Source organism: Streptomyces sp. NPDC005566, assembly GCF_040605575.1.
GTDB lineage: Bacteria > Actinomycetota > Actinomycetes > Streptomycetales > Streptomycetaceae > Streptomyces.
This window is the reverse complement of sequence record NZ_JBEXDB010000002.1, coordinates 466,100-485,744: the sequence shown is the minus strand read 5'-3', so window position 1 is coordinate 485,744 and position 19,645 is coordinate 466,100. Positions and strand designations below refer to the sequence as shown.

Sequence of the window (19,645 nt, the reverse complement as noted above, 5' to 3'; positions counted from 1 at the left end):
CTCGCGTACGCTGACGGCTCACTCGCCCGTCGATGCCGGACCTGAGGGACGCCGAAAGCCGGGGCCCCGGTAGGTCTGCCGAGCGCGAGGGACTCATTGGGAGGTACGTATATGAGCGGGACGTCCACGGCTGTGACCCGGCTGCGCGCAGCAGCCGGCGGTGCCAACCGCTGGGTCGTCCTGGTCGTCCTCTGCCTCAGCCTGCTGCTGGTCGCCCTCGACGCGACCGTGCTGCACGTCGCCGTTCCCGCCGTCACCGAGGACCTGCGGCCCAGCGCCGTCGGCCTGCTGTGGATCGTGGACGCCTATCCGCTGGTCTGTGCCTCGCTGCTGATTCTCTTCGGCACGCTCGGTGACCGGATCGGCAGACGGCGTGTCCTGTTGTTCGGCTACGCGCTCTTCGGCCTCGCCTCCGCGCTGGCGGCGGCAGCCGATTCTCCCGCCGTACTGATAGCGGCGCGTGCCCTGCTCGGCGTCGGCGGCGCGATGATCATGCCCGCGACGCTGTCGATACTCCGCCAGGTCTTCCCCGACCGGCGCGAGCGCGCCCTGGCCATCGGGATATGGACCGCGGTCGCCGCTGTCGGTGCCGCCGCCGGACCGGTCATCGGCGGATTCCTCGTCGAGCACTACTGGTGGGGTTCGGTCTTCCTCATCAACATCCCGCTCATGGCCATGATCCTTCCGCTCGGACGCTTCCTGCTGCCCGAGTCCCGCGGCACCGGAGACGGCCCCTGGGACGTGGTCGGCGCACTGATGGCCGCGGCGGGCGTGCTCGGAGCCGTCCTCGGGGTCAAACGGATGGGCTCCGGCGGGGGCGTGCTGGACCTCGCCGGTGTCGCCCCGCTGCTTGCGGGAGCCGCGCTGCTGGTGCTCTTCGTGCGCAGGCAGAAACGCCGGACGCATCCGCTGATCGACATCGCGATGTTCTCCCGCCCCGCCTTCACCACCGCCGTCGGCTGCATCGTCCTCGCGATGCTGGCCCTGGTCGGACTGGAGCTGATCGCCGTCCAGTACCTCCAGCTGGTGCTGGACCTCAGCCCACTGGAAACCGGGCTGCGACTCCTTCCGCTGACCTTCGCCGCGATGGCGGCCGGCGCCACCGGTTCGTACACCCTGAGCCGGATCGGCCCCCGCCGCATGGTCGGCTGGGGGTTCGTCCTCACGGCGGCCTCGGTGCTCCTGTTGACCCTGATGGGGCAGCACGACCGGCCGGCACTGCTCACCGTCGGCTTCGTGCTGCTGGGCTTCGGCCTTCAGTCCACGCTCTTCGGGGCGTACGAATCGATGCTCAGCGAGGCGCCCGCCGAACGGGCCGGCGGTGCGGCGGCGATCGGCGAGACCTCGTACCAGCTGGGCGCCGGGCTGGGCATCGCCCTGCTCGGCAGTGTCATGAACGCGGCCTACGCGCCCGGACTGGCCCGGCTCCACGAGGAGGGCGTGCCCGCCGCGGCCGGCTCGGCCGCCTCGAACTCGCTCGGCGAGGCCTATCAGGTGGCGGGCCGGCTGGGCGGCCCGATGGGTGATCTGCTGCGCGACACGGCCCGGCACGCCTTCGTCCAGGGACTGCATGTCACGCTGCTGGTCAGCGCCGGACTGCTGCTGCTCGGGGCGCTGGCGGCGCTGCGGCTGCCCAAGGTCATGGACTGCGCTCCGGCCAGGGATGCCTGCCGGCCGCGCGTGGCCGACCCGGTGGCTTCGGGGCCGCGTTCCGAGCCACGAGCGCTGCCGGTGCAGAAGCGGCCGGGCCGTCGGCTCGCACTGCCCGCGCGGCGCGAACCCGCCGAGGCCACGGGCTCTGGACGGGCGCCGCGCTGAGCCGTAACGTCGGCACGACGCCATAACTATCACTGCTAGTTTTAGTACCGTGCGAGCCGCCGGAGGCACTCCCATGTCCGTCAAGCCGTCGAAACTCCCGCCGTTCGACCCGGCCGACCCCCTCGGCATCGATGATCTCCTCGAGCCGGAGGACCTCGCGATCCGCGACACCGTGCGCAGCTGGGCCACCGACCGCGTCCTGCCGCACATCGCCGAGTGGTACGAGAACGGCGAGCTCCCCGGCATCCGTGAGCTGGCCCGCGAACTGGGCTCCCTCGGCGCCTTGGGCATGTCCCTGCAGGGGTACGGCTGTGCCGGCGCCACCGCGGTCCAGTACGGCCTGGCCTGCCTGGAGCTGGAGGCTGCCGACTCCGGTATCCGCTCCCTCGTCTCCGTGCAGGGCTCGCTCGCCATGTACGCGATCCACCGCTTCGGCTCCGAGGAGCAGAAGCAGCAGTGGCTGCCCGGCATGGCGGCCGGCGAGATCATCGGCTGCTTCGGCCTCACCGAGCCGGACCACGGCTCGGACCCGGCCGGGATGCGGACGTACGCCAAGCGTGACGGCGAGGACTGGATCCTCACCGGCCGCAAGATGTGGATCACCAACGGATCGGTCGCCGGGGTCGCCGTCGTCTGGGCGCAGACCGACGAGGCCGGCGGCGGCTCCGGCATCCGCGGTTTCGTCGTGCCCACGGACAGCCCGGGATTCTCCGCGCCGGAGATCCGGCACAAGTGGTCACTGCGTGCCTCGGTCACCAGCGAGCTCGTCCTCGACGGAGTGCGGCTGCCCGCCGACGCCGTACTTCCCCGCGTCACCGGTCTGCGCGGCCCGCTCAGCTGTCTCAGTCATGCCCGCTACGGCATCGTCTGGGGGGCCATGGGCGCGGCGCGCGCCAGCTTCGAGTCGGCCGTGGACTACGCGAAGACCCGGGAACAGTTCGGCAAGCCGATCGGCGGCTTCCAGCTGACCCAGGCCAAGCTCGCCGACATGGCCGTCGAGCTGCACAAGGGCATCCTGCTCGCCCACCACCTGGGCCGCCGGATGGACGCGGGCAGGCTCCGACCCGAGCAGGTCAGTTTCGGCAAGCTCAACAACGTGCGGGAAGCCATCGAGATCTGCCGCACCTCGCGCACGATCCTCGGCGCCAACGGGATCTCGCTGGAGTACCCGGTGATGCGGCACGCCACGAATCTGGAGTCGGTGCTCACCTACGAGGGCACCGTGGAGATGCACCAGCTCGTGCTGGGCAAGGCGCTCACCGGTCTGGACGCCTTCCGGTAGAAGGCGGACGGTGAACCGGATCTGTCCGGCGAGCGCCCTGCTCAGCTCTGGTTGAAGAAGCCGTCGGCCGGCCGGCCGGCGGCTTCGCCGGTCACCACCTGGGTGTCGGCGGGGGTCAGGAGGAAGACCCGGGTGGCCACGCGCTCGATCGAGCCGCGCAGCCCGAACGTCAGCCCCGCGGCGAAGTCCACGACGCGCTTGGCGTCGGCGGGATCCATGGCCGTGAGGTTGACGATCACCGGCACACCGTCCCGGAAGAGCTCGCCGATGCCGCGCGCGTCCCGGAAGCTGTCCGGGGTGACGGTGGCGATCCGGCGGCCTCTGTCCTCGGCCGTCTCCACGGCCACCTGCACGCGGGGGTCGGTCGTCCACGCCTGGTTCGTGCCGGTCTCAGCATCCTCGGAGTACTCGTCGTCGTAGTACCGCTCGTCGTTGTCCTCTACGAGGCCCAGCCAGGCACTCGCCTTGCGCACCGATCCCATGGACGCCTCCTCTCACCGCGGTTCCTTGGTGTCCGCATGTCTTTACTGTCCCCATCGTCGTCCATGATGCGGATACTGCGCCAAGGGGATAGTCGGCGCGCAGGGGATTCGTGACGGTACTGGTGCAGAAGATGTGGCGATTCGTCAAGGTTCCTCCTGTGTACGGCCGCTCGCAGAAAGAAAATATGATGCTCCGGTCCGTACGGGTGACATGGGGGACGTACGGGTGAACGGGTCACTCGATACGATGCACGCCGCGCATGTGCACGAGCGCGGCGCATCAGGTGAACGGCTCCCGGGGGATCGTCGTGTTCGGAATCGTGAGGCCCTGTACCCATCGGCTGTCCGAGAGGCTCAAGACGGAGTGGATGGCCCATCTCTGCGGGCTGTGTCTCGCCCTTCGCGCCGACCACGGTCAGTTCGCCCGCATCGTCACGAACTACGACGGCCTGATCGTCTCGGTCCTGACGGAGGCTCAGAGCGAACGGACCACGGCACAGCGGCGCACCGCGGGCCCCTGCCCGCTGCGCTCGATGCGGACGGCTCCGGTCGCCCGCGGTGAGGGCGCCCGACTCGCCGCCGCCGTCTCGCTCGTGCTGGCGTCGGCGAAGGTGCGCGACCACGTGGCCGACCGGGACGGGCTGTTGAAGCGGCGACCGGTCGCCGCCGCGGCGCGCCGGGTGGCCGCCGGCTGGGACAGGGCCGGGGCGCGTACCGGCGCCGAACTCGGATTCGACACGGCGGTACTGGTCGACGCCGTCGACCGGCAGACCGGGATCGAGTCACTCGCCGGACCGGGCACGCCCCTGCTGACGGTCACCGAACCCACCGAGACGGCGACGGCCGCGGCCTTCGCGCACACCGCCGTACTCGCGGGCAAGCCGCAGAACGCCGCCCCCCTGGCCGAGGCCGGACGGCTCTTCGGGCGGCTCGCCCATCTGCTGGATGCCGTGGAGGACCGGGAAACTGACGCGGCGTCGGGTGCCTGGAACCCGCTCACCGCCACCGGCACGCCGCTGTCCGAGGCCCGGCGGCTGTGCGACGACGCGCTGCACGGGATGCGCCTCGCGATGCGCGACGCGGAGTTCACCGACAGCAAGCTGGCGCACGTGCTGCTGGTGCACGAGCTGCGGCGCTCGGTGGACCGGGCCTTCGGCTCGGACTCCTGCTCGCATCAGCCGGACCTGCCGACGGGATCCTTCGGCCCCGCGCCCGGTAACCCGTACGCGCCGACACCCGGTGGTCCGTACGGTCCGCCCGGCCCGCCGCTCCCGCCCGAGCCGCCCCGCAACCGGCGCGGTCTGATCACCGGCTGCCTGGTGTGGGCGGGGCTCGCCTGCACCTGCCAGATGTGCTGCGGAAGCTTCCACGACCCCTGGTCGGGGCAGGAACGCGAAGGCCTCTGCCACAAGTGCGACTGCGGGGACTGCTGCGAAGGATGCGACTGCTGCAGCAACTGCTGCAGCTGCGGCGGGGAGGACGGCGGCTGCTGCGACTGCGGCTGCGACTGCTGAACCGGCCGGGTCCGGCAGCCGCAGACCGGGGCAGCGCGCGGGGTGGTCGCGTGAGGCGGTCGCCCGTCCTCACGTGATCTCGGGCGGCGAGATCTGCGACGTCTCGATCGCCGACCCCTTCGTGCCCCACTTCTTCAGGATCCGGTCGTAGGTCCCGTCCGCCTTGAGGCCGTTGACCGCCGCCTGGAAGGCGGGCGCGAGCGGGGTGCCCTTCTTGAAGGCGAAGCCGACGTCGAGCCGCTTGAACTCACTCAGGAAGCGCAGCCCCTTCTGCTGGGTCACGGCGTAGCGCAGTCCGTTGATCGTCGACATCACGACATCGCTGCGGCCCTGCTGGAGCGAGATCCAGACGGCGGCCTGGTCGGCGTACGTCTTCACGTCGTACGCCTTCCTGCCCGCGTCGGCGCACACGTGCTTGTTCTCCTCCAGCGTCGCCTCGAACGTGGTTCCGGCGCTGGTCGCCACGGTCAGGCCGCAGAGCTGGGTGAGGTCGGTGACGTCCTTCAGCTTGCTGTCGTCGCGGACGGCGAAACCTTGGCCGTCGTTGATGTACGTCACGAAGTCGATCGTCTTCAAGCGCTCGTCGGTCACCCCGAAGTTGCCGGTACCCAGGTCGTACTTCCCGCTGCCGAGAGCCGGGAGGATCGCCTCGAACGAGGCGACCTCACGCTTCAGCTCCAGTCCGAGGGCCTTGGCCGCCGCGTCCGCGAACTCGATGTCCGCGCCGGCCAGGGTCTTGCCGTCCTCCAGATAGAACGCTCCGGGCGGTGTGCCGATGCTGGAGGCGATGGTGAGGGTGCCGGAGTCGCGTACCCCGGCGGGCAGCAGCTTCGCCGCGGCCTCGTTCTTCTTCACCGGAGAGACGACGTCGGCCGTGGAGAACTCTCCCTTGCCCGCGGGGCCGGAACCGGCCGAGGAGGCCGCCGGGTCACCCGATCCGCAGGAGGTGAGCGTGAATGCGGCAACGGTGATCAGGGCGAAGGCAGCGGTGTGCCGGGTTCGGGGCATGACGGAAACTCTCCGGGGTCGTCGACCGCGCTCCGGTGCGTGGGCGCACGGAGCCACGGGGCGGGAGATCAGCTGTACGAGGGGAGGGTGGAGCGGCGTCGTGTACGTGAAGGCACGCGGAAGATCGGCTCGAGCGCCGGCAGGGGCGCGAGCGGGGAAAAGCGGAAAAGCAGGGGGTCAGCTCAACAGGAAGAGGACCACACGCGACCGAAGTCGATGTGGGAGCGGGTGACCAGCCACTGCTGCGAATACATGGCCCAAGTGGAGCAGGCATCCGGTTGCACGTCAACTGGCGTGAGACGTACGGCTCACAGTGTGGACAGGCTTGACAACTGGCCCTGAACAGCGGTTGTCTCGGAACCGGACCGGCGCTGAGGGGCCCGGTCCACGTCGTGTTTCTGCTGAAGGCACATCCCGTGTTCGATCTCTGCATCCACGGAGCCTTCGCATGTCTGCGCAGACAGATACCCTCCCGCCACCACTTCCGGCCCCACCCGCCCAGCACGACGAAGCCTCCGCCCCACGCATCGTCCCCGTACGGCGAACAGGGCAGTGGGCTGCGGCCGTTGTCGTCCTGCTGCTCGTCGCCGGCGCGTTGAGCTCGGTCATCCGCAACGACGCGTTCCAGTGGGACGTCGTCGGCGACTACCTCACCACCGCCTCCGTGCTGCGCGGCCTCGGGCTCACCCTGTGGCTCACCGCACTCGTGATGGTGCTTGGCTTCGCCCTCGGGACGCTCCTCGCCGTGCTCAGGCTCTCCGGCAACCGTGTGCTGCAGGCCGTCAGCTGGGGATACATCTGGCTGTTCAGGTCCACTCCGATCCTGGTCCAGCTGCTCTTCTGGTTCAACATCGGCGCGCTGTACCCGCAGGTCCTCGGCGTCAGCACGGTGAACATCCTCGGACCCGTCGCCGTCGCCGTCATCGGACTCACCCTCCACGAAGCCGCGTACGCCGCCGAAGTGGTCCGCGGCGGCATCCTCTCCGTCGAGCGCGGACAGCTGGAGGCCGCCCAGTCGCTCGGCCTCGGCCCGTGGCGCCGGCTCCGGCGGATCGTGCTGCCGCAGGCCATGCGCTCCATCGTCCCGCCCGCCGGGAACATGCTGATCGGCACGCTCAAGGGCACCTCGATCGTCAGCATCATCGCCGTGCAGGACCTGCTCTACTCGGTGCAGCTCGTCTACCACCGCACCTACGAAGTCATCCCGCTGCTGCTGGTCGCCACCCTCTGGTACATCGCCGTCACCTCCCTCCTGTCCATCGGGCAGTACTACGTCGAACGCCACTACGCACGCGGCACGGCAGACGCCCGATGAGCGGCGCACCGACCCTCGTCATCATCGGCGGCGGACCGCGCGGCACCGGCGTCATCGAACGCATCGCCGCCAACGCGGCCGACCTGTACGGGGACCGGCGCCTGGACATCCACCTCGTCGACCCGTATCCCCCCGGCGGCGGCCGGATCTGGCGGCAGGACCAGTCCCCGCTGCTCTGGATGAACTCCATGGCCGAGGACGTCACGATGTTCACCGACGACACGGTGCAGCAGGACGGTCCCGTACGGCCCGGTCCCGCCCTGCACACCTGGGCCGCCGACGTCCGAGAGGGGCGGACCACGACCCGCACCGCCCCCGCGATACTGGAGGAGATACGAGGGCTCGGCGCCCAGGACTTCCCCAGCCGCCGGCTGCAGAGCGCCTATCTGCGCTGGGTGTACGAGCAGGCGCTCACCGCACTCCCGCCGGGCATCACCGTCCACGAACACCTGGGCCGCGCACGGCAGATCACCGGCCCCCGCGACGGCAGCCAGCGCGTCTGGCTCGACGGGCGCACCGAGCCCCTCGTCGCCGACCTCGTCGTCCTCACCGTCGGTCACCTCGACGCCGAACTCGAGCCCGAGCAGCGGGAACTGGGCGACTTCGCGGCACGGCACGGGCTGGTCCACCTGCCACCCGACTTCACCGCCGACAGCGACCTGACGGCGCTGCCCGCGGGCGAGCCGGTCATCGTCCGCGGCTTCGGGCTCGCCTTCATCGATCTGATGGTCCTGCTCACCGAGGGCCGCGGCGGACGGTACGAGAACGGGGTCTACGTCCCCTCCGGCCGGGAACCCGTCCTGTACGTCGGATCGCGGCGCGGCGTCCCGTACCACTCGAAGATCGGCTACCCCTGGACAGGTGAACGGCCGCCCCTGCCACGGCACTTCGGGCCCGACCGGGTGCAGGAACTGCTGAGCCGCCCCGGCCCCGTGGACTTCCGGCGCGACCTGTGGCCGCTGGTCACCAAGGAGCTCGGCCACGCCCACTACCACCGCCTCTTCACCACCCACCCCGAGCGCACCGCCGTCGGCTGGGGCGACTTCGAGGAGAAGTACGCCGTCGCGGAGCCCGGCAGCCCCGAACTGCAGGCCCTCGTCTCCTCGGCCGTTCCCGACCCCGCCGACCGGCTCGACCTGGAGGCGCTCGACCACCCGCTGGACGGAGTGCGCCATGCCTCCTACGACACACTGCAGGACGGGCTGCGCGACTACATCACCGCCGACCTGGAACGCCGCCACGACCCCGGCAACAGCCCCGATCTCGCCGTCTTCCTCGGACTGCTGTCCGTCTACGGGCATCTGATCCACTTCGGCGACATCGGCGAACGGTGGCACAGCTTCTTCAGCTACCTCGCGTCCGGGCCGCCCGGCCCACGGCTGCGCCAGCTCCTCGCCCTGTCCCGCGCCGGAGTCGTCCGCTTCCTCGGAGCCGGGCTCACCGTCGAGGCCGACGAGGAGCGGGGCGTCTTCCGGGCCTCCGGCGCGACCGTGCCCGGAGAGTTCACCGAGGCCCGGGCACTCGTCGAAGCCAGGCTCCCCCACCCGTCCCTGCACCGCACCCGCAGCCGGCTCCTGCGCGGACTGTACGAGGACGGGGCCGCCGGCACCGACACGGGACTGCTCTCCGTGGACGCCCGTGACAGCCGGATCCTGGGCGTCGACGGCAGCCCGCACCCGCGCCGCTTCGCCCTCGGCCCGTACACCACCGCACGCTCGAGCGGCGCCTTCACCAGGCCCCGCACCGGCGGCCCCGCCTTCCGGCAGAACGACGCCACCGCCCGCACGGCGCTCGCGTTCCTGCGCGACCTCTCCTGTCGTGACCGCCGCACCGCGTGAGTGCGGCACCTCCTCCCGTACACGTCGCCGAAGGAATCCGAATGCCGCTGACCAGTGATCCACCCATCGACAAAGAGACCGTACGCACGCCCCCGCACGACGGGCCCGGCTTCGCCGAGCTGACCGTCGTCCCGCTGCGCCACCCCTGGCGCTGGGTCGCCGTCGCAGCCACCGCTGTGCTGCTCGCCCAGTTCCTGAACGGGCTGATCACCAACCCCGGCTGGGAATGGAACGTCTTCGCCCAGTTCTTCACCACCGAGACCATCCTCAAGGCGGTCTGGGTCACCCTCCAGCTGACCTTCTACGGAACGGTCATCGGCTTCGCGCTCGGCATCGTCCTCGCCTTCATGCGGCTGTCGGCCAGCCCCTTCCTCAGGGCCGTCGCGTACGCCTACATCTGGGCGTTCCGTTCGATCCCGCTCATCGTCCAGCTGCTGTTCTGGTTCAACCTCGCCTACCTCTACAAGGAGCTGCAGTTCGGCATCCCGTTCGGGCCCGGCTTCTTCTCCTTCGACACGATGAACCTCGTCGGAGCGATGAGCGCGGCCGTGCTGGGGCTCGCGCTGCACCAGGCGGCGTACGCCGCGGAGATCGTCCGGGGCGGCGTACTGGCCGTGGACAGCGGGCAGTTGGAGGCCGCCGCCGCCCTCGGGATCCCCCGGCTGCGGCAACTGCGGCGGATCGTGCTGCCGCAGGCGATGCGCTCCATCCTGCCGAACGCCGCCAACGAGATCATCTCCCTCTTCAAAGGCACCTCGATCGTCTCCGTGATGGCGATCGGCGAACTCTTCTACCAGGTCCAGGTCGTCTACGGCCGCAACGGCAGGGTCGTGCCCCTGCTGATGGTCGCCACGGTCTGGTACATCCTCCTGACCACGGTGCTCTCCGCCCTCCAGTACTACGTCGAACGTCACTACGCCAAGGGGGCCGTGCGATGAGCGCACCCACAGATGTATCCACCGACGCACCCGGCAACACCACGGACGCCATGGTCGAGATCCGCGCCGTGCACAAGAGCTTCGGCTCCCTCGAAGTGCTCCGCGGCATCGACCTGTCCGTACGGCCGGGAGAGGTGACCGTCGTCCTCGGCCCCTCCGGCTCGGGGAAGTCCACCCTGCTGCGCACCATCAACCACCTGGAGAAGGTCGACCAGGGCTGGATCAGCGTCGACGGCACCCTGGTCGGCTACCGCCGGTCCGGCAACAAGCTGTACGAGCTCCGCGAACGCGAGGTCCTGCGCCAGCGCACCCAGATCGGCTTCGTCTTCCAGAACTTCAACCTCTTCCCGCACCTGACCGTCCTCGAGAACATCATCGAAGCCCCGGTCGCGGCCCTCGGCCGCACCCGCAAGGACGCCGTCGCCACCGCGGAGACCCTCCTCGCCCGGGTCGGGCTCGCCGACAAGTCGGGGGCGTACCCCAAACAGCTCTCCGGCGGCCAGCAGCAGCGCGTCGCCATCGCCCGCGCGCTCGCTCTCGAACCGAAGCTGCTGCTCTTCGACGAGCCAACCTCCGCGCTCGACCCCGAACTCGTCGGCGAGGTCCTCGACGTCATCAAGGACCTGGCGCACCGGGGCACCACGATGATCGTCGTCACGCACGAGATCGGCTTCGCCCGTGAGGTCGCCGACACCGTGGTGTTCATGGACGAGGGGCGGATCGTCGAGCAGGGCGCGCCCGCCGACGTACTCGACCGCCCCGTCCAGGAACGCACCCGCGCGTTCCTCTCCAAGGTCCTCTGAGCCGTGCCCGCGCAGCCCACGCCTCCGCAGCCCCTCTCCCCACCGTCAAGGAGCAGTCACGTGTCCGTCCGCCGCACCCTCGTCGTCGCCCTCGCCACTCTCACCGCCGCCGGCCTGCTCACCGCCTGCGGCACCAGCGACGCCGCCACCGACGTGGTCCGTCCGAAGGGGGAGAAGGACACCGGGATCAACATCGGGCCCGACCAGAAGCGGATCAGAGGCAAGAAGGTCGACGCCATCGCCGCCAAGGTGCCCGAAGCCGTCCGTGAGCGCGGCACGCTCCGCCTCGGTGCGAGCGCCGACGCCTCACCACCACTCGGCTTCTACGCGACCGATGACGAGACCCGGATCGGCAGCGAGATCGACATAGCGACCCTGATCGCCGACACGCTCGGGCTGAAGCCGCAGTTCGACGAGGTCTCCTGGGAGAACCTCTTCGTCGGCCTCGACAGTTCCAAGTTCGACGGCGTCCTGTCCAACGTCACCGTGACCGAGGAGCGCAAGGAGAAGTACGACTTCGCCACCTACCGGCTCGACAACATCGCCTTCGAGGCCAAAAAGGGGTCCGGCTGGAAGGTGAAGGGCCCCGAGGACGTGGCGGGGAAGACGATCTCCGTCGCCTCGGGCACCAACCAGGAGAAGATCCTCGTCGACTGGAGCGAGCAGAACGTCAAGGCCGGCCGGAAGCCGGTGGACATCAAGTACTTCCAGAAGGACACCGACTACTACCTGGCCCTGCAGTCGGGCCGGATCGACGCCTACCTCGGCCCGAGCCCCTCGGCCAACTACCACGTCGCGGCGGCCGGGCAGTCCGAGATCGTCGGCACGCTCTCCGGCGGCGGTGACGGAGTCCAGGGGAAGATCGCCGTCACCACGAAGAAGGACAGCGGCCTGGTCGAGGCCTACGGCGCGGCGATCGACCACATCGTCCAGGACGGCTCCTACGCCAAGGTGCTGAAGCGCTGGGGTCTGTCCAACGAGGCCGTCGAGAAGTCGGAGATCAACCCGCCCGGCCTCCCCAAGGCCAAGAACTGACCCCGAGAGGTCCCGCAATGTCTGCCACCAGGCCACTCCATCTGGCCGCCGAGATCGGCGGCCCGCCGCGTTACGACGCCGCCTCCCACGTCACACTCGCCCGTCTCGCCGAGCAGGGCGCGCTCGACTTCGTCACCCTCGGCGACTCCTTCGCCCGGCCGGGACCGGACGCGCTCGCCGTGCTCGCCCGGGTCGCCCCGGCCACCACCCGGATCGGTCTCGTACCGACCGTCACCACCACACACACCGAGCCCTTCCACGTCTCGTCCGCCGTCGCCACTCTCGACTGGGTCAGCCGAGGCCGGGCCGGCTGGCACGCCGACGTGTCGACGACCGAGGCCGAGGCCCGGCTGTTCGGCCGGCGCGGTGCCGCGCCCGCCGCCGCCCTGTGGCAGGAGGCGGGGGAGACGGCCGACGTCGGAGCCCGGCTGTGGGACAGCTGGGAGGGCGACGCGGAGATCCGGGACGTCGCCACCGGCCGGTTCATCGACCGCGACAAGCTGCACTACGTGGACTTCGAGGGCAGCACCTTCTCCGTACGGGGCCCGGCCATCGTGCCCCGGCCACCGCAGGGCAGGCCCGTCACCGTCTTCGACGGCACGGGCGGCGCGGCCCGGGAGTCCGCCGCCCGGTACGCCGACGTCGTCTACGTACGGGCCACCTCGCCCGAGCAGGCGGCATCGCTCCGCACGGAGGTACGCCGCATCGCCGCGGCGCACGGCCGCGATCCCGACACCCTGCGGGTGCTGGTCGCCCTCACCGTCGACCTAGGGGACGCCGAGACGGCACCGGAGCCGGGGCTGGAGAGCGGTCCGCAACTCGCCGGGCGGGGGACCTACTTCCGGGGCGGCCCGGTCGACCTCGCCGAACTCATCACCCAGTGGCACCGGGGCGGGGCCGTGGACGGCTTCCACCTCACCCCCATCACCCCCGAGCGCGACCTCGAAAGGATCGTCAACGGCACCGTGGCCCTGCTCCAGCACCGCAGTCTGTTCCGCACCTTCTATCCGGGGGGCACTCTGCGCGAGCACCTCGGCCTGGCCCGCCCGGCCAACCGCTACGCGCTCGCGAGGACTTCGGGGGCGACCTCATGAAGCAGATGCACCTCGCCGCACACTTCCCCGGCGTCAACAGCACCACCGTGTGGGCGGACCCCCGCTCCCGGAGCCAGATCGACTTCGCCTCCTTCGAGCACCTGGCCCGAACCGCGGAGCGCGGCCGGTTCGACTTCTTCTTTCTCGCCGAGGGGCTGCGGCTGCGCGAGCACAACGGCCGGATCCACGACCTGGACGTGGTCGGCCGCCCGGAGTCCCTCACCGTCCTGAACGCCCTGGCCGCCGTCACCGACCGTCTGGGGCTCGCGGCCACGGTCAACGCCACCTTCAACGAGCCGTACGAACTCGCGCGCCGCCTCGCCACGCTCGACCACCTCAGTGACGGGCGCGCCGCCTGGAACGTCGTGACCTCCTCCGACGCCTTCACCGGGGAGAACTTCCGCCGCGGCGGCTACCTCGACCGCGCGGACCGCTACACCCGCGCCGCCGAATTCGTCGCCACTGTGCGGGAGTTGTGGGACTCCTGGACACCGGACGGGACGTCCCGCCCGTTCGCGCACTCCGGAGCGCACTTCGAGGTCTCCGGGGAGTTCACCGTCCCCCGCTCCCCACAGGGGCACCCCGTCGTCATCCAGGCCGGGGACTCCGACGAAGGCCGGGAATTCGCCGCATCGGCCGCCGACGTCATCTTCACCCGGCACGGCACCCTGGAGGCCGGGCGGGTCTTCTACGCCGACGTCAAGGAACGGCTGGCGAAGTACGGCAGGCAGCCCGAGGACCTGAAGATCATGCCCGGAGTCACCGTCGCCCTCGGCGACACCGACGCGGAGGCACAGGAGAACGCCGCCGAGATCCGCCGGCAGCAGGTCTCCCCGCAGAACGCCATCCTCGCCCTCGAACAGGTCTGGGGCCGCGACCTCTCCTCGTGCGACCCGGACGGCCCCCTCCCCGACATCGAGCCGGACCCCGAGTCCGGCCTGGTGAAGGGCAGGGTCCGGGTCGCCGATCCGCTGGCCGTCGCCGCCAAGTGGCGTGCACTGTCGGCAGCCAAGGGGTTGTCCATCCGCCAGACGGTCATCGAGTCCACGGCCCGGCAGTCCTTCATCGGCTCCCCGCAGACGGTGGCGGCCGAACTGGAGACGTTCGTCTCCACCGACGCGGCCGACGGCTTCATCCTCGTACCGCATCTCACACCGGGCGGCCTCGACGACTTCGTCGACCGGGTCGTCCCGCTCCTCCAGGAACGCGGAGCCTTCCGCTCCGAATACACCGGCTCCACCCTCCGGTCGCACCTCGGTCTGGCCGAGCCGGTATGGAAAGGTTGATCGCATGAGCACGGACGCACAGCAGGGCAGCCAGGACTTCCAGGATTGGCAGCGGTGGCACGAGGAGCGCATCGTCGCGGTGGCGGCACCGCACGGACCACTCTCCCTCACGGGCACCCACTGGCTCTCCGACCACCCGGACGGTCGAATTCCGGCCGTGCCGGGGCAGTGGCGTGAGGACGGGGACGAGGTGGTGCTCACCGGCGCCGCCGAGGACGGGCTGACCGTCGACGGAAAACCGCTGGCCGGCGAGGTCCGCCTGGGCGCCGACCGCGGGCCGATCGACACGTCCCGGGTGGCGCAGGGCGAGCGACGGCTGGTCGTACTGAGCCGCGAAGGCCTGTGGGCGGTCAGGGACTTCGACCCGCAGTCGCCCGCACGGCATTCCTTCCGGACCATCGACGCCACCCCGTACGACGCGCGCTGGTCACTGGAGGGCACCTTCCGCCCGTACGGCTCGGACCGGACCGTCCGGGTGGCGAACGCCGACGGGCGCGAGCGAGGACTGGGCCTCGGCGGCGAGATCGGCTTCCAGCTGGACGGCGCGGAGCACACGCTCCAGGTCGCGGTCGAGCCCGACGGCTCGCTCTGGGCCGTATTCGCCGATGCCACCAGCGGAGACAGCAGCTACCGCTTCCGCTTCCTGCGGCCCGAGGCCCCGGACGCGGCCGGCAAGGTCAGGGTGGACCTCAACCGCGCACTGCTGCCTCCCTGCGCCTTCGCCGACCACTTCATCTGCCCCTTCCCGCCGCCCGGTAACACGCTCGCCGTCGCGGTTGCGGCGGGGGAGCGGAACCGCATCGACGCCTGACCCGTCCCACCGGCGACGCAGCGCCCGGCCATCCGGCCCCGTCAGCCACAGAGCTGCCGGGGCCGTCCCCGCTGCGCGTCCGCCGCGGCCGAAAGGCGCCCTTGCGCGGCGAGTTGACGCGCCCAATACTCCCGAGCAGCGCTTGTCAGGCGCACGGAGCATCCGGAATTCGAACGCTTTCTGGATGCGGACATGCCCGCTGACTGCGCCTCACGGGTCCGGCCACCCCACAGGCGGGCCCCCGATTCCCCTCGGGAGGAACGAAAAGTGAGGATCAAGCGCACCACCCCCCGCAGCGGCACAGCGAGACGCAGCAGAGTGATCGCCGTCTCCGCAGGCCTCGTCGCCGTCGCTGCACTCGCCGTCCCCGCGGCCAACGCCAACTCCACCGGGACGTTCAGCGCCAACCAGCTCACCGCCGCCCAGGACGCCGTACTCGGCGCCGACATCGCGGGCACCGCCTGGAACATCGACCCCGCGACCAAGCGCCTCGTCGTCACGGTCGACAGCACCGTCTCGCAGGCCGAGATCAACCGGATCAAGGAGTCCGCCGGAGCCAACGCGGGCGCCCTGGACATCGAACGCGCACCCGGAACGTTCAGCAAGCTGATCTCCGGCGGCGACGCCATCTACGCCTCCAGCTGGCGCTGCTCCCTCGGCTTCAACGTCCGCAGTGGCAGTACCTACTACTTCCTGACGGCCGGGCACTGCACCGACGGCGCCGGAACCTGGTGGTCCAACTCGGGGCACACCACCGTCCTCGGCACCACCTCGGGCTCCAGCTTCCCGACCAACGACTACGGCATCGTGCGGTACACCAACACCTCGGTCACCAAGTCGGGCACCGTGGGCAGCCAGGACATCACCAGTGCCGCCAACGCCACGGTCGGCATGTCCGTCACCCGCCGCGGCTCCACCACCGGTACCCACAGCGGCTCCGTCACCGGCCTCAACGCCACGGTCAACTACGGCGGCGGGGACATCGTCTACGGCATGATCCGCACCAACGTGTGCGCCGAGCCCGGCGACTCCGGCGGCCCGCTCTACTCGGGAACCCGGGCGATCGGTCTCACCTCGGGCGGCAGCGGCAACTGCAGCTCCGGCGGAACGACCTTCTTCCAGCCGGTCACCGAAGCGCTGAGCGCCTACGGCGTCAGCGTGTTCTGACAAGGCCGGGAACGGCCGTACCCCCGTGAGCCCCCGCCGATTCCCGGCGGGGGCTCCCCTTCGGTCCGCGGCTTTTGAGAGGATGTCAGGACGGTCGGTCGCAGAGGCACCACGGGGGCGGACGCTGCACCTGTCCGGAGGGATGCCCTCCGGGCCCCCACAGACTCCCAGGGGGTTCCAGGTCCGTGAAACGCATCGGAGTGACCGGTCACCGCTCCATCCCTCAAGAGGCCTACGCGCACGTGCTGGAAGGAATGCGGGCGGCACTGTGCGGCCTCGAAGGCTCCACGGAAGCCCTCTCCAGCCTGGCGGTCGGAGCCGACCAGCTGTTCGCCGACCTGGCGCTGGCCTGCGGTGCGGAGCTGACCGTGGTGATCCCCAGCGGGGACTACGAGGAGGGCTTCGCCGACGAGGCCGACCTCGCGCGCTACCGGATGCTCAAGGCCCGGGCGGCCCGCGAGGTCCGGCTGGACTACCCGCACTCCACCGACGAGGCCTACTACGCGGCGGGCGCCTACATCGCCGACCACTGCGACCGGCTGCTCGCGGTGTGGGACGGCCGGCCCGCACGCGGCCTGGGCGGTACCGGCGACATCGTGACGTACGCCCGGAGCCTCGGCCGGCCGGTCACGGTCATCTGGCGCGACGGCGTGGAGCGGGCCTGACCCGACGTGCGGTCACATCCGGTGCCGGACGAGCCAGTCCGTGTGCTCGGGGGAGACGATGCGCTCGGTCTCGAACACGGCGGCCGCCCACTGCCGCTCCGCCAGAGTGGTCTCCATCGCCGCCTGCATGTTCTCCAGATCGTCCTCCACCAGCGAGTGCGCGGAGACCAGCGGGTGATGGCGGCGCATCTCGTTCCAGGCGAGGCAGGCGGCAGCGGCGGCGGACAGCGATCCCGTCAGCGCGAAGGACCCGGCGGTGCCGAACGCCTGCAGCAGGGCGAGGACCAGGGCGGGCAGTGTCAGGGCGGCGATCGTGCTCGTCCAGACGAACGCACCGCGCCGGGAGACCTGCCGGCGCCTGCGGTACCAGCGCCGCTGCTCGATCAGCCGGTCGCGGATGTACGTCTCCTTGCGCACCGTGAACGCCTTGTCCCGTAACTCGCGCATGGACTCGGTGATGAGTCCGCCGCCCGCGTCCGTCATCTCCTCCCGGGGGTCGTCCCACCCCACCTTCCTCAGCTCCTGCAGACCGTCCTCCAGCCGGTTGGCGAACACGGCTTCCGGATGGTGCGTGCCGGTGTCGAAGGGCGAGCCGTGGACCGCGTAGCGCCAGCAGTTGGACTTGATGTACTCCGCTGCCGACCGGTTGAGCTGCCAGTGCGACTTGGCCTTGCGCCGCGAGGCGAGGTACGTCGTGACCAGAACGCCGAGATACGCCAGCACGGCTACGGAGTCGAGGAGCTGGAAGGAGTCACCGACCTCGACGTGCCAGGGCAGGGCGCCGGGAACGGTGCCGAGGACGAGCAGGATCAGTTGCCCGCGGGTGGTGTTGACCGCCTCCCGCTGGCGTGCGATGGCGATGGCGTCCGTGTGGTGGAAGAGCGCCGGAAGGTCCTCGGTCCGGAAGACCATGGACTGAAGTGGCCCGGGAATCGCCGTCATGTTCACCCCCGTGTGCAGTTGTGGGCATGCTCCGTCGGTCATACGGCCGGTCCGACCGCACGGGGCCCGACCGGGTGTGCTGCCCGGGGCTCAGGAGGACGCATGCGCCGAGGCCTGCCGGGGCCATGAGAGTAGGGTCGCCTCCCCGCAGACTGCAATGGCGCCTCCCGGCCGGCCGTGCCCGAACGACCCTCTCGTGTGATCCGTCGCCCTATGAGAGGGTCTGACAACTAGTCATGTATACAGGCGAGTTGACCCGCGAGCGCGAAAGCCGGGTCTGGCCTGCCACAGGGGGAGACAGCGTGAACGACGCAGGCCGACGCCCTATGGATCCGCCGTCCGAGGCGCAGCGCAGGATCCGACGGAGCCCCCTGCTCTTCACCGCGCCGCTGGTGCTGCTCGGGCTGCTGGTCCTCGTCCTGTTCTGGGAGGCGATCCGTGCCAATGTGACGGCCGATGCGCGAACCCAGTGGCCATGGCGTCTCCAGCTGCTCGAGATGGAGGCGCTGGGGAGCCTGCTGGCCGTCGCGGTCGGTGCCGTACTGGCCAGGGCCCAGTACGCCCGAACCGTCCGGCCCTATCTGGGCTGGCGGGGAGCCTGGGCCAAGGGTCTCCTCAAGGGGGATGCGCAGGCGTGGCGGGTGGGCATACTCAACGGCGGTCAGCACATCGCGGCGATCGAGGCCTTCGACTGCCGGGTGGTGCCGGCGGGGGAGACCGAGTCCGGTGCCGCCTCGTGGGTCGACGTCTCCGGGGCCGTGGCCGAACTGACCGCGGCCGGGCTGGTCGTGGCCGAGGACTTCCAGCTCGTGGAGTTCGGCAGGGGCTTCCCCCTGGTGGGGACCGGAAGCTACGAGACGGTGCTGGTGGGCGCCTTCTCGAAGAGGTTCGTCGAGAAGGTCGACGCGCTGTACGTACGCGTGCGGGTGACCGACGTGGTGGGCGACAGCCATGAGCGCACAGGGGACTGCATGAAGGGTGCGCGAGGGGTCGTCCACGCCCCGCTCGACTGACTGTCGTCCCCGCCGCGAGGGACCGGGCAGACCGTTCACGCGCAGGACCCGCCACCCGGAGCCACCGGACGGGTGAACCGGTCGGAAGTGAACGCGTGTTGTCCTGGGAGTGTCCTGAAGTCGACGCCGGGAGTGCTCCCGGTCCGTGCGGGATCCGTGGAGCGGTGGCCTCCGCGGCGTCCGCCGGAGCGGGCCCGGCCGCAGGTGCTTTGGCCTGCGGATTCATTCATCACCCAGGTGGGCGAACCCCGGCCGGCATTTCCTTCTCCGAAATGCTCCATTACCGCAAGGTTTCACGTCAGGGCGGCGTGTGAGAGGGACCGGTTGGGAGTAAAGTCGTGCTGAATATGCGGACTCCGACGCCCGAGTCGGTGTCCGAAAATACCCCCTCCAAGGACCCTCAAGGACGGCCGTGAAGACCTACGAAACCTCCCCCGCGTCTGCTTCCGACCACATGAAGAAGAGTCGTGTGGCACTTGCCGAGATCGATGCACGCAGCATCGAGGCATCCAGGAAGCTCGGCCGGGTATTCGGCACGCCCGTGGGTCGTCCTGTCCAGACGTCGAGCTTCAGCTCTGCGCTCTGAGCCAAGCTTCCGCTCCGAGCTCCGAGAGGGGTCCTGGCGTGGCTAGAC

The 19,645-nt window shown here is 70.3% G+C and carries 18 protein-coding genes; 15 read left to right on the top strand and 3 right to left on the bottom strand.

The annotated features are described in order from the left end of the window. The first annotated feature begins 111 nt into the window (after window positions 1-111). On the top strand, window positions 112-1,818 hold the full coding sequence (locus tag ABZS61_RS05070) for an MFS transporter (protein WP_356416261.1): 1,707 nt from the start codon (window positions 112-114) through the stop codon (window positions 1,816-1,818). Between the two features lie 73 nt (window positions 1,819-1,891). Continuing rightward, a complete protein-coding gene (locus tag ABZS61_RS05065) occupies window positions 1,892-3,100 on the top strand; it encodes an acyl-CoA dehydrogenase family protein (RefSeq protein WP_356416258.1) in 1,209 nt (402 codons plus the stop codon). Between the two features lie 41 nt (window positions 3,101-3,141). On the opposite strand, the gene sepF is transcribed toward ABZS61_RS05065, so the two are convergent. Beyond that, on the bottom strand, window positions 3,142-3,582 hold the full coding sequence (gene sepF / locus ABZS61_RS05060; protein WP_356416255.1) for a cell division protein SepF: 441 nt from the start codon (window positions 3,580-3,582) through the stop codon (window positions 3,142-3,144). A 308-nt stretch (window positions 3,583-3,890) separates the two neighbouring features. On the opposite strand from sepF, the gene ABZS61_RS05055 reads away from it, so the two are divergent. Continuing rightward, window positions 3,891-5,096: a DUF5685 family protein gene (locus ABZS61_RS05055; protein ID WP_356416251.1), complete on the top strand. Its 1,206-nt coding sequence runs from the start codon at window positions 3,891-3,893 to the stop codon at window positions 5,094-5,096. Window positions 5,097-5,165: 69 nt separating this feature from the next. Here the strand turns inward: ABZS61_RS05055 and ABZS61_RS05050 are convergent, their stop codons facing one another. Then, window positions 5,166-6,104 carry an ABC transporter substrate-binding protein gene (locus ABZS61_RS05050; protein ID WP_356416249.1) on the bottom strand — a complete coding sequence of 313 codons (939 nt, stop codon included), beginning with the start codon at window positions 6,102-6,104 and terminating at the stop codon, window positions 5,166-5,168. 448 nt (window positions 6,105-6,552) lie between these two features. Here ABZS61_RS05050 and ABZS61_RS05045 point away from each other — a divergent pair, with 448 nt between their 5' ends. The 10 genes from ABZS61_RS05045 to ABZS61_RS05000 all read left to right on the top strand — a co-directional run bounded on the left by ABZS61_RS05045 (window position 6,553) and on the right by ABZS61_RS05000 (window position 17,056). Further along, window positions 6,553-7,419 carry an amino acid ABC transporter permease gene (locus ABZS61_RS05045; RefSeq protein WP_356416246.1) on the top strand — a complete coding sequence of 289 codons (867 nt, stop codon included), beginning with the start codon at window positions 6,553-6,555 and terminating at the stop codon, window positions 7,417-7,419. Continuing rightward, window positions 7,416-9,257: an FAD/NAD(P)-binding protein gene (locus ABZS61_RS05040; protein ID WP_356416243.1), complete on the top strand. Its 1,842-nt coding sequence runs from the start codon at window positions 7,416-7,418 to the stop codon at window positions 9,255-9,257. Before ABZS61_RS05045 ends, ABZS61_RS05040 begins: the two co-directional genes overlap by 4 nt. Before the next feature lie 41 nt (window positions 9,258-9,298). Continuing rightward, complete coding sequence (locus ABZS61_RS05035) at window positions 9,299-10,195, top strand: amino acid ABC transporter permease (protein WP_356416240.1); 897 nt, start codon at window positions 9,299-9,301, stop codon at window positions 10,193-10,195. Between the two features lie 50 nt (window positions 10,196-10,245). After that, window positions 10,246-10,998: an amino acid ABC transporter ATP-binding protein gene (locus ABZS61_RS05030; protein ID WP_356416426.1), complete on the top strand. Its 753-nt coding sequence runs from the start codon at window positions 10,246-10,248 to the stop codon at window positions 10,996-10,998. A 60-nt stretch (window positions 10,999-11,058) separates the two neighbouring features. Further along, entirely contained in the window at window positions 11,059-12,033 is a 975-nt protein-coding gene (locus ABZS61_RS05025) for an ABC transporter substrate-binding protein (RefSeq protein ID WP_356416237.1), read from the top strand. Window positions 12,034-12,050: 17 nt separating this feature from the next. Beyond that, window positions 12,051-13,127: an LLM class flavin-dependent oxidoreductase gene (locus tag ABZS61_RS05020; protein ID WP_356416234.1), complete on the top strand. Its 1,077-nt coding sequence runs from the start codon at window positions 12,051-12,053 to the stop codon at window positions 13,125-13,127. Next, on the top strand, window positions 13,124-14,413 hold the full coding sequence (locus ABZS61_RS05015) for an NtaA/DmoA family FMN-dependent monooxygenase (protein ID WP_356416231.1): 1,290 nt from the start codon (window positions 13,124-13,126) through the stop codon (window positions 14,411-14,413). Before ABZS61_RS05020 ends, ABZS61_RS05015 begins: the two co-directional genes overlap by 4 nt. Window positions 14,414-14,417: 4 nt before the next feature. Continuing rightward, entirely contained in the window at window positions 14,418-15,224 is an 807-nt protein-coding gene (locus ABZS61_RS05010; RefSeq protein ID WP_356416229.1) for a DUF1684 domain-containing protein, read from the top strand. A gap of 267 nt (window positions 15,225-15,491) precedes the next feature. Further along, entirely contained in the window at window positions 15,492-16,391 is a 900-nt protein-coding gene (locus ABZS61_RS05005) for a S1 family peptidase (protein WP_356416226.1), read from the top strand. Window positions 16,392-16,576: 185 nt separating this feature from the next. Beyond that, window positions 16,577-17,056: a hypothetical protein gene (locus tag ABZS61_RS05000; RefSeq protein WP_356416223.1), complete on the top strand. Its 480-nt coding sequence runs from the start codon at window positions 16,577-16,579 to the stop codon at window positions 17,054-17,056. Between the two features lie 12 nt (window positions 17,057-17,068). Here ABZS61_RS05000 and ABZS61_RS04995 read toward each other — a convergent pair whose 3' ends face one another. Next, window positions 17,069-17,998: a DUF4231 domain-containing protein gene (locus tag ABZS61_RS04995; protein ID WP_356416220.1), complete on the bottom strand. Its 930-nt coding sequence runs from the start codon at window positions 17,996-17,998 to the stop codon at window positions 17,069-17,071. Between the two features lie 302 nt (window positions 17,999-18,300). Here ABZS61_RS04995 and ABZS61_RS04990 point away from each other — a divergent pair, with 302 nt between their 5' ends. Beyond that, on the top strand, window positions 18,301-19,011 hold the full coding sequence (locus ABZS61_RS04990; protein ID WP_356416217.1) for a hypothetical protein: 711 nt from the start codon (window positions 18,301-18,303) through the stop codon (window positions 19,009-19,011). A gap of 412 nt (window positions 19,012-19,423) precedes the next feature. Next, window positions 19,424-19,597, top strand: coding sequence for an FXSXX-COOH protein (locus ABZS61_RS04985; RefSeq protein WP_356416214.1), 174 nt, complete (start codon window positions 19,424-19,426; stop codon window positions 19,595-19,597). The last annotated feature ends 48 nt before the right edge of the window (window positions 19,598-19,645 follow it).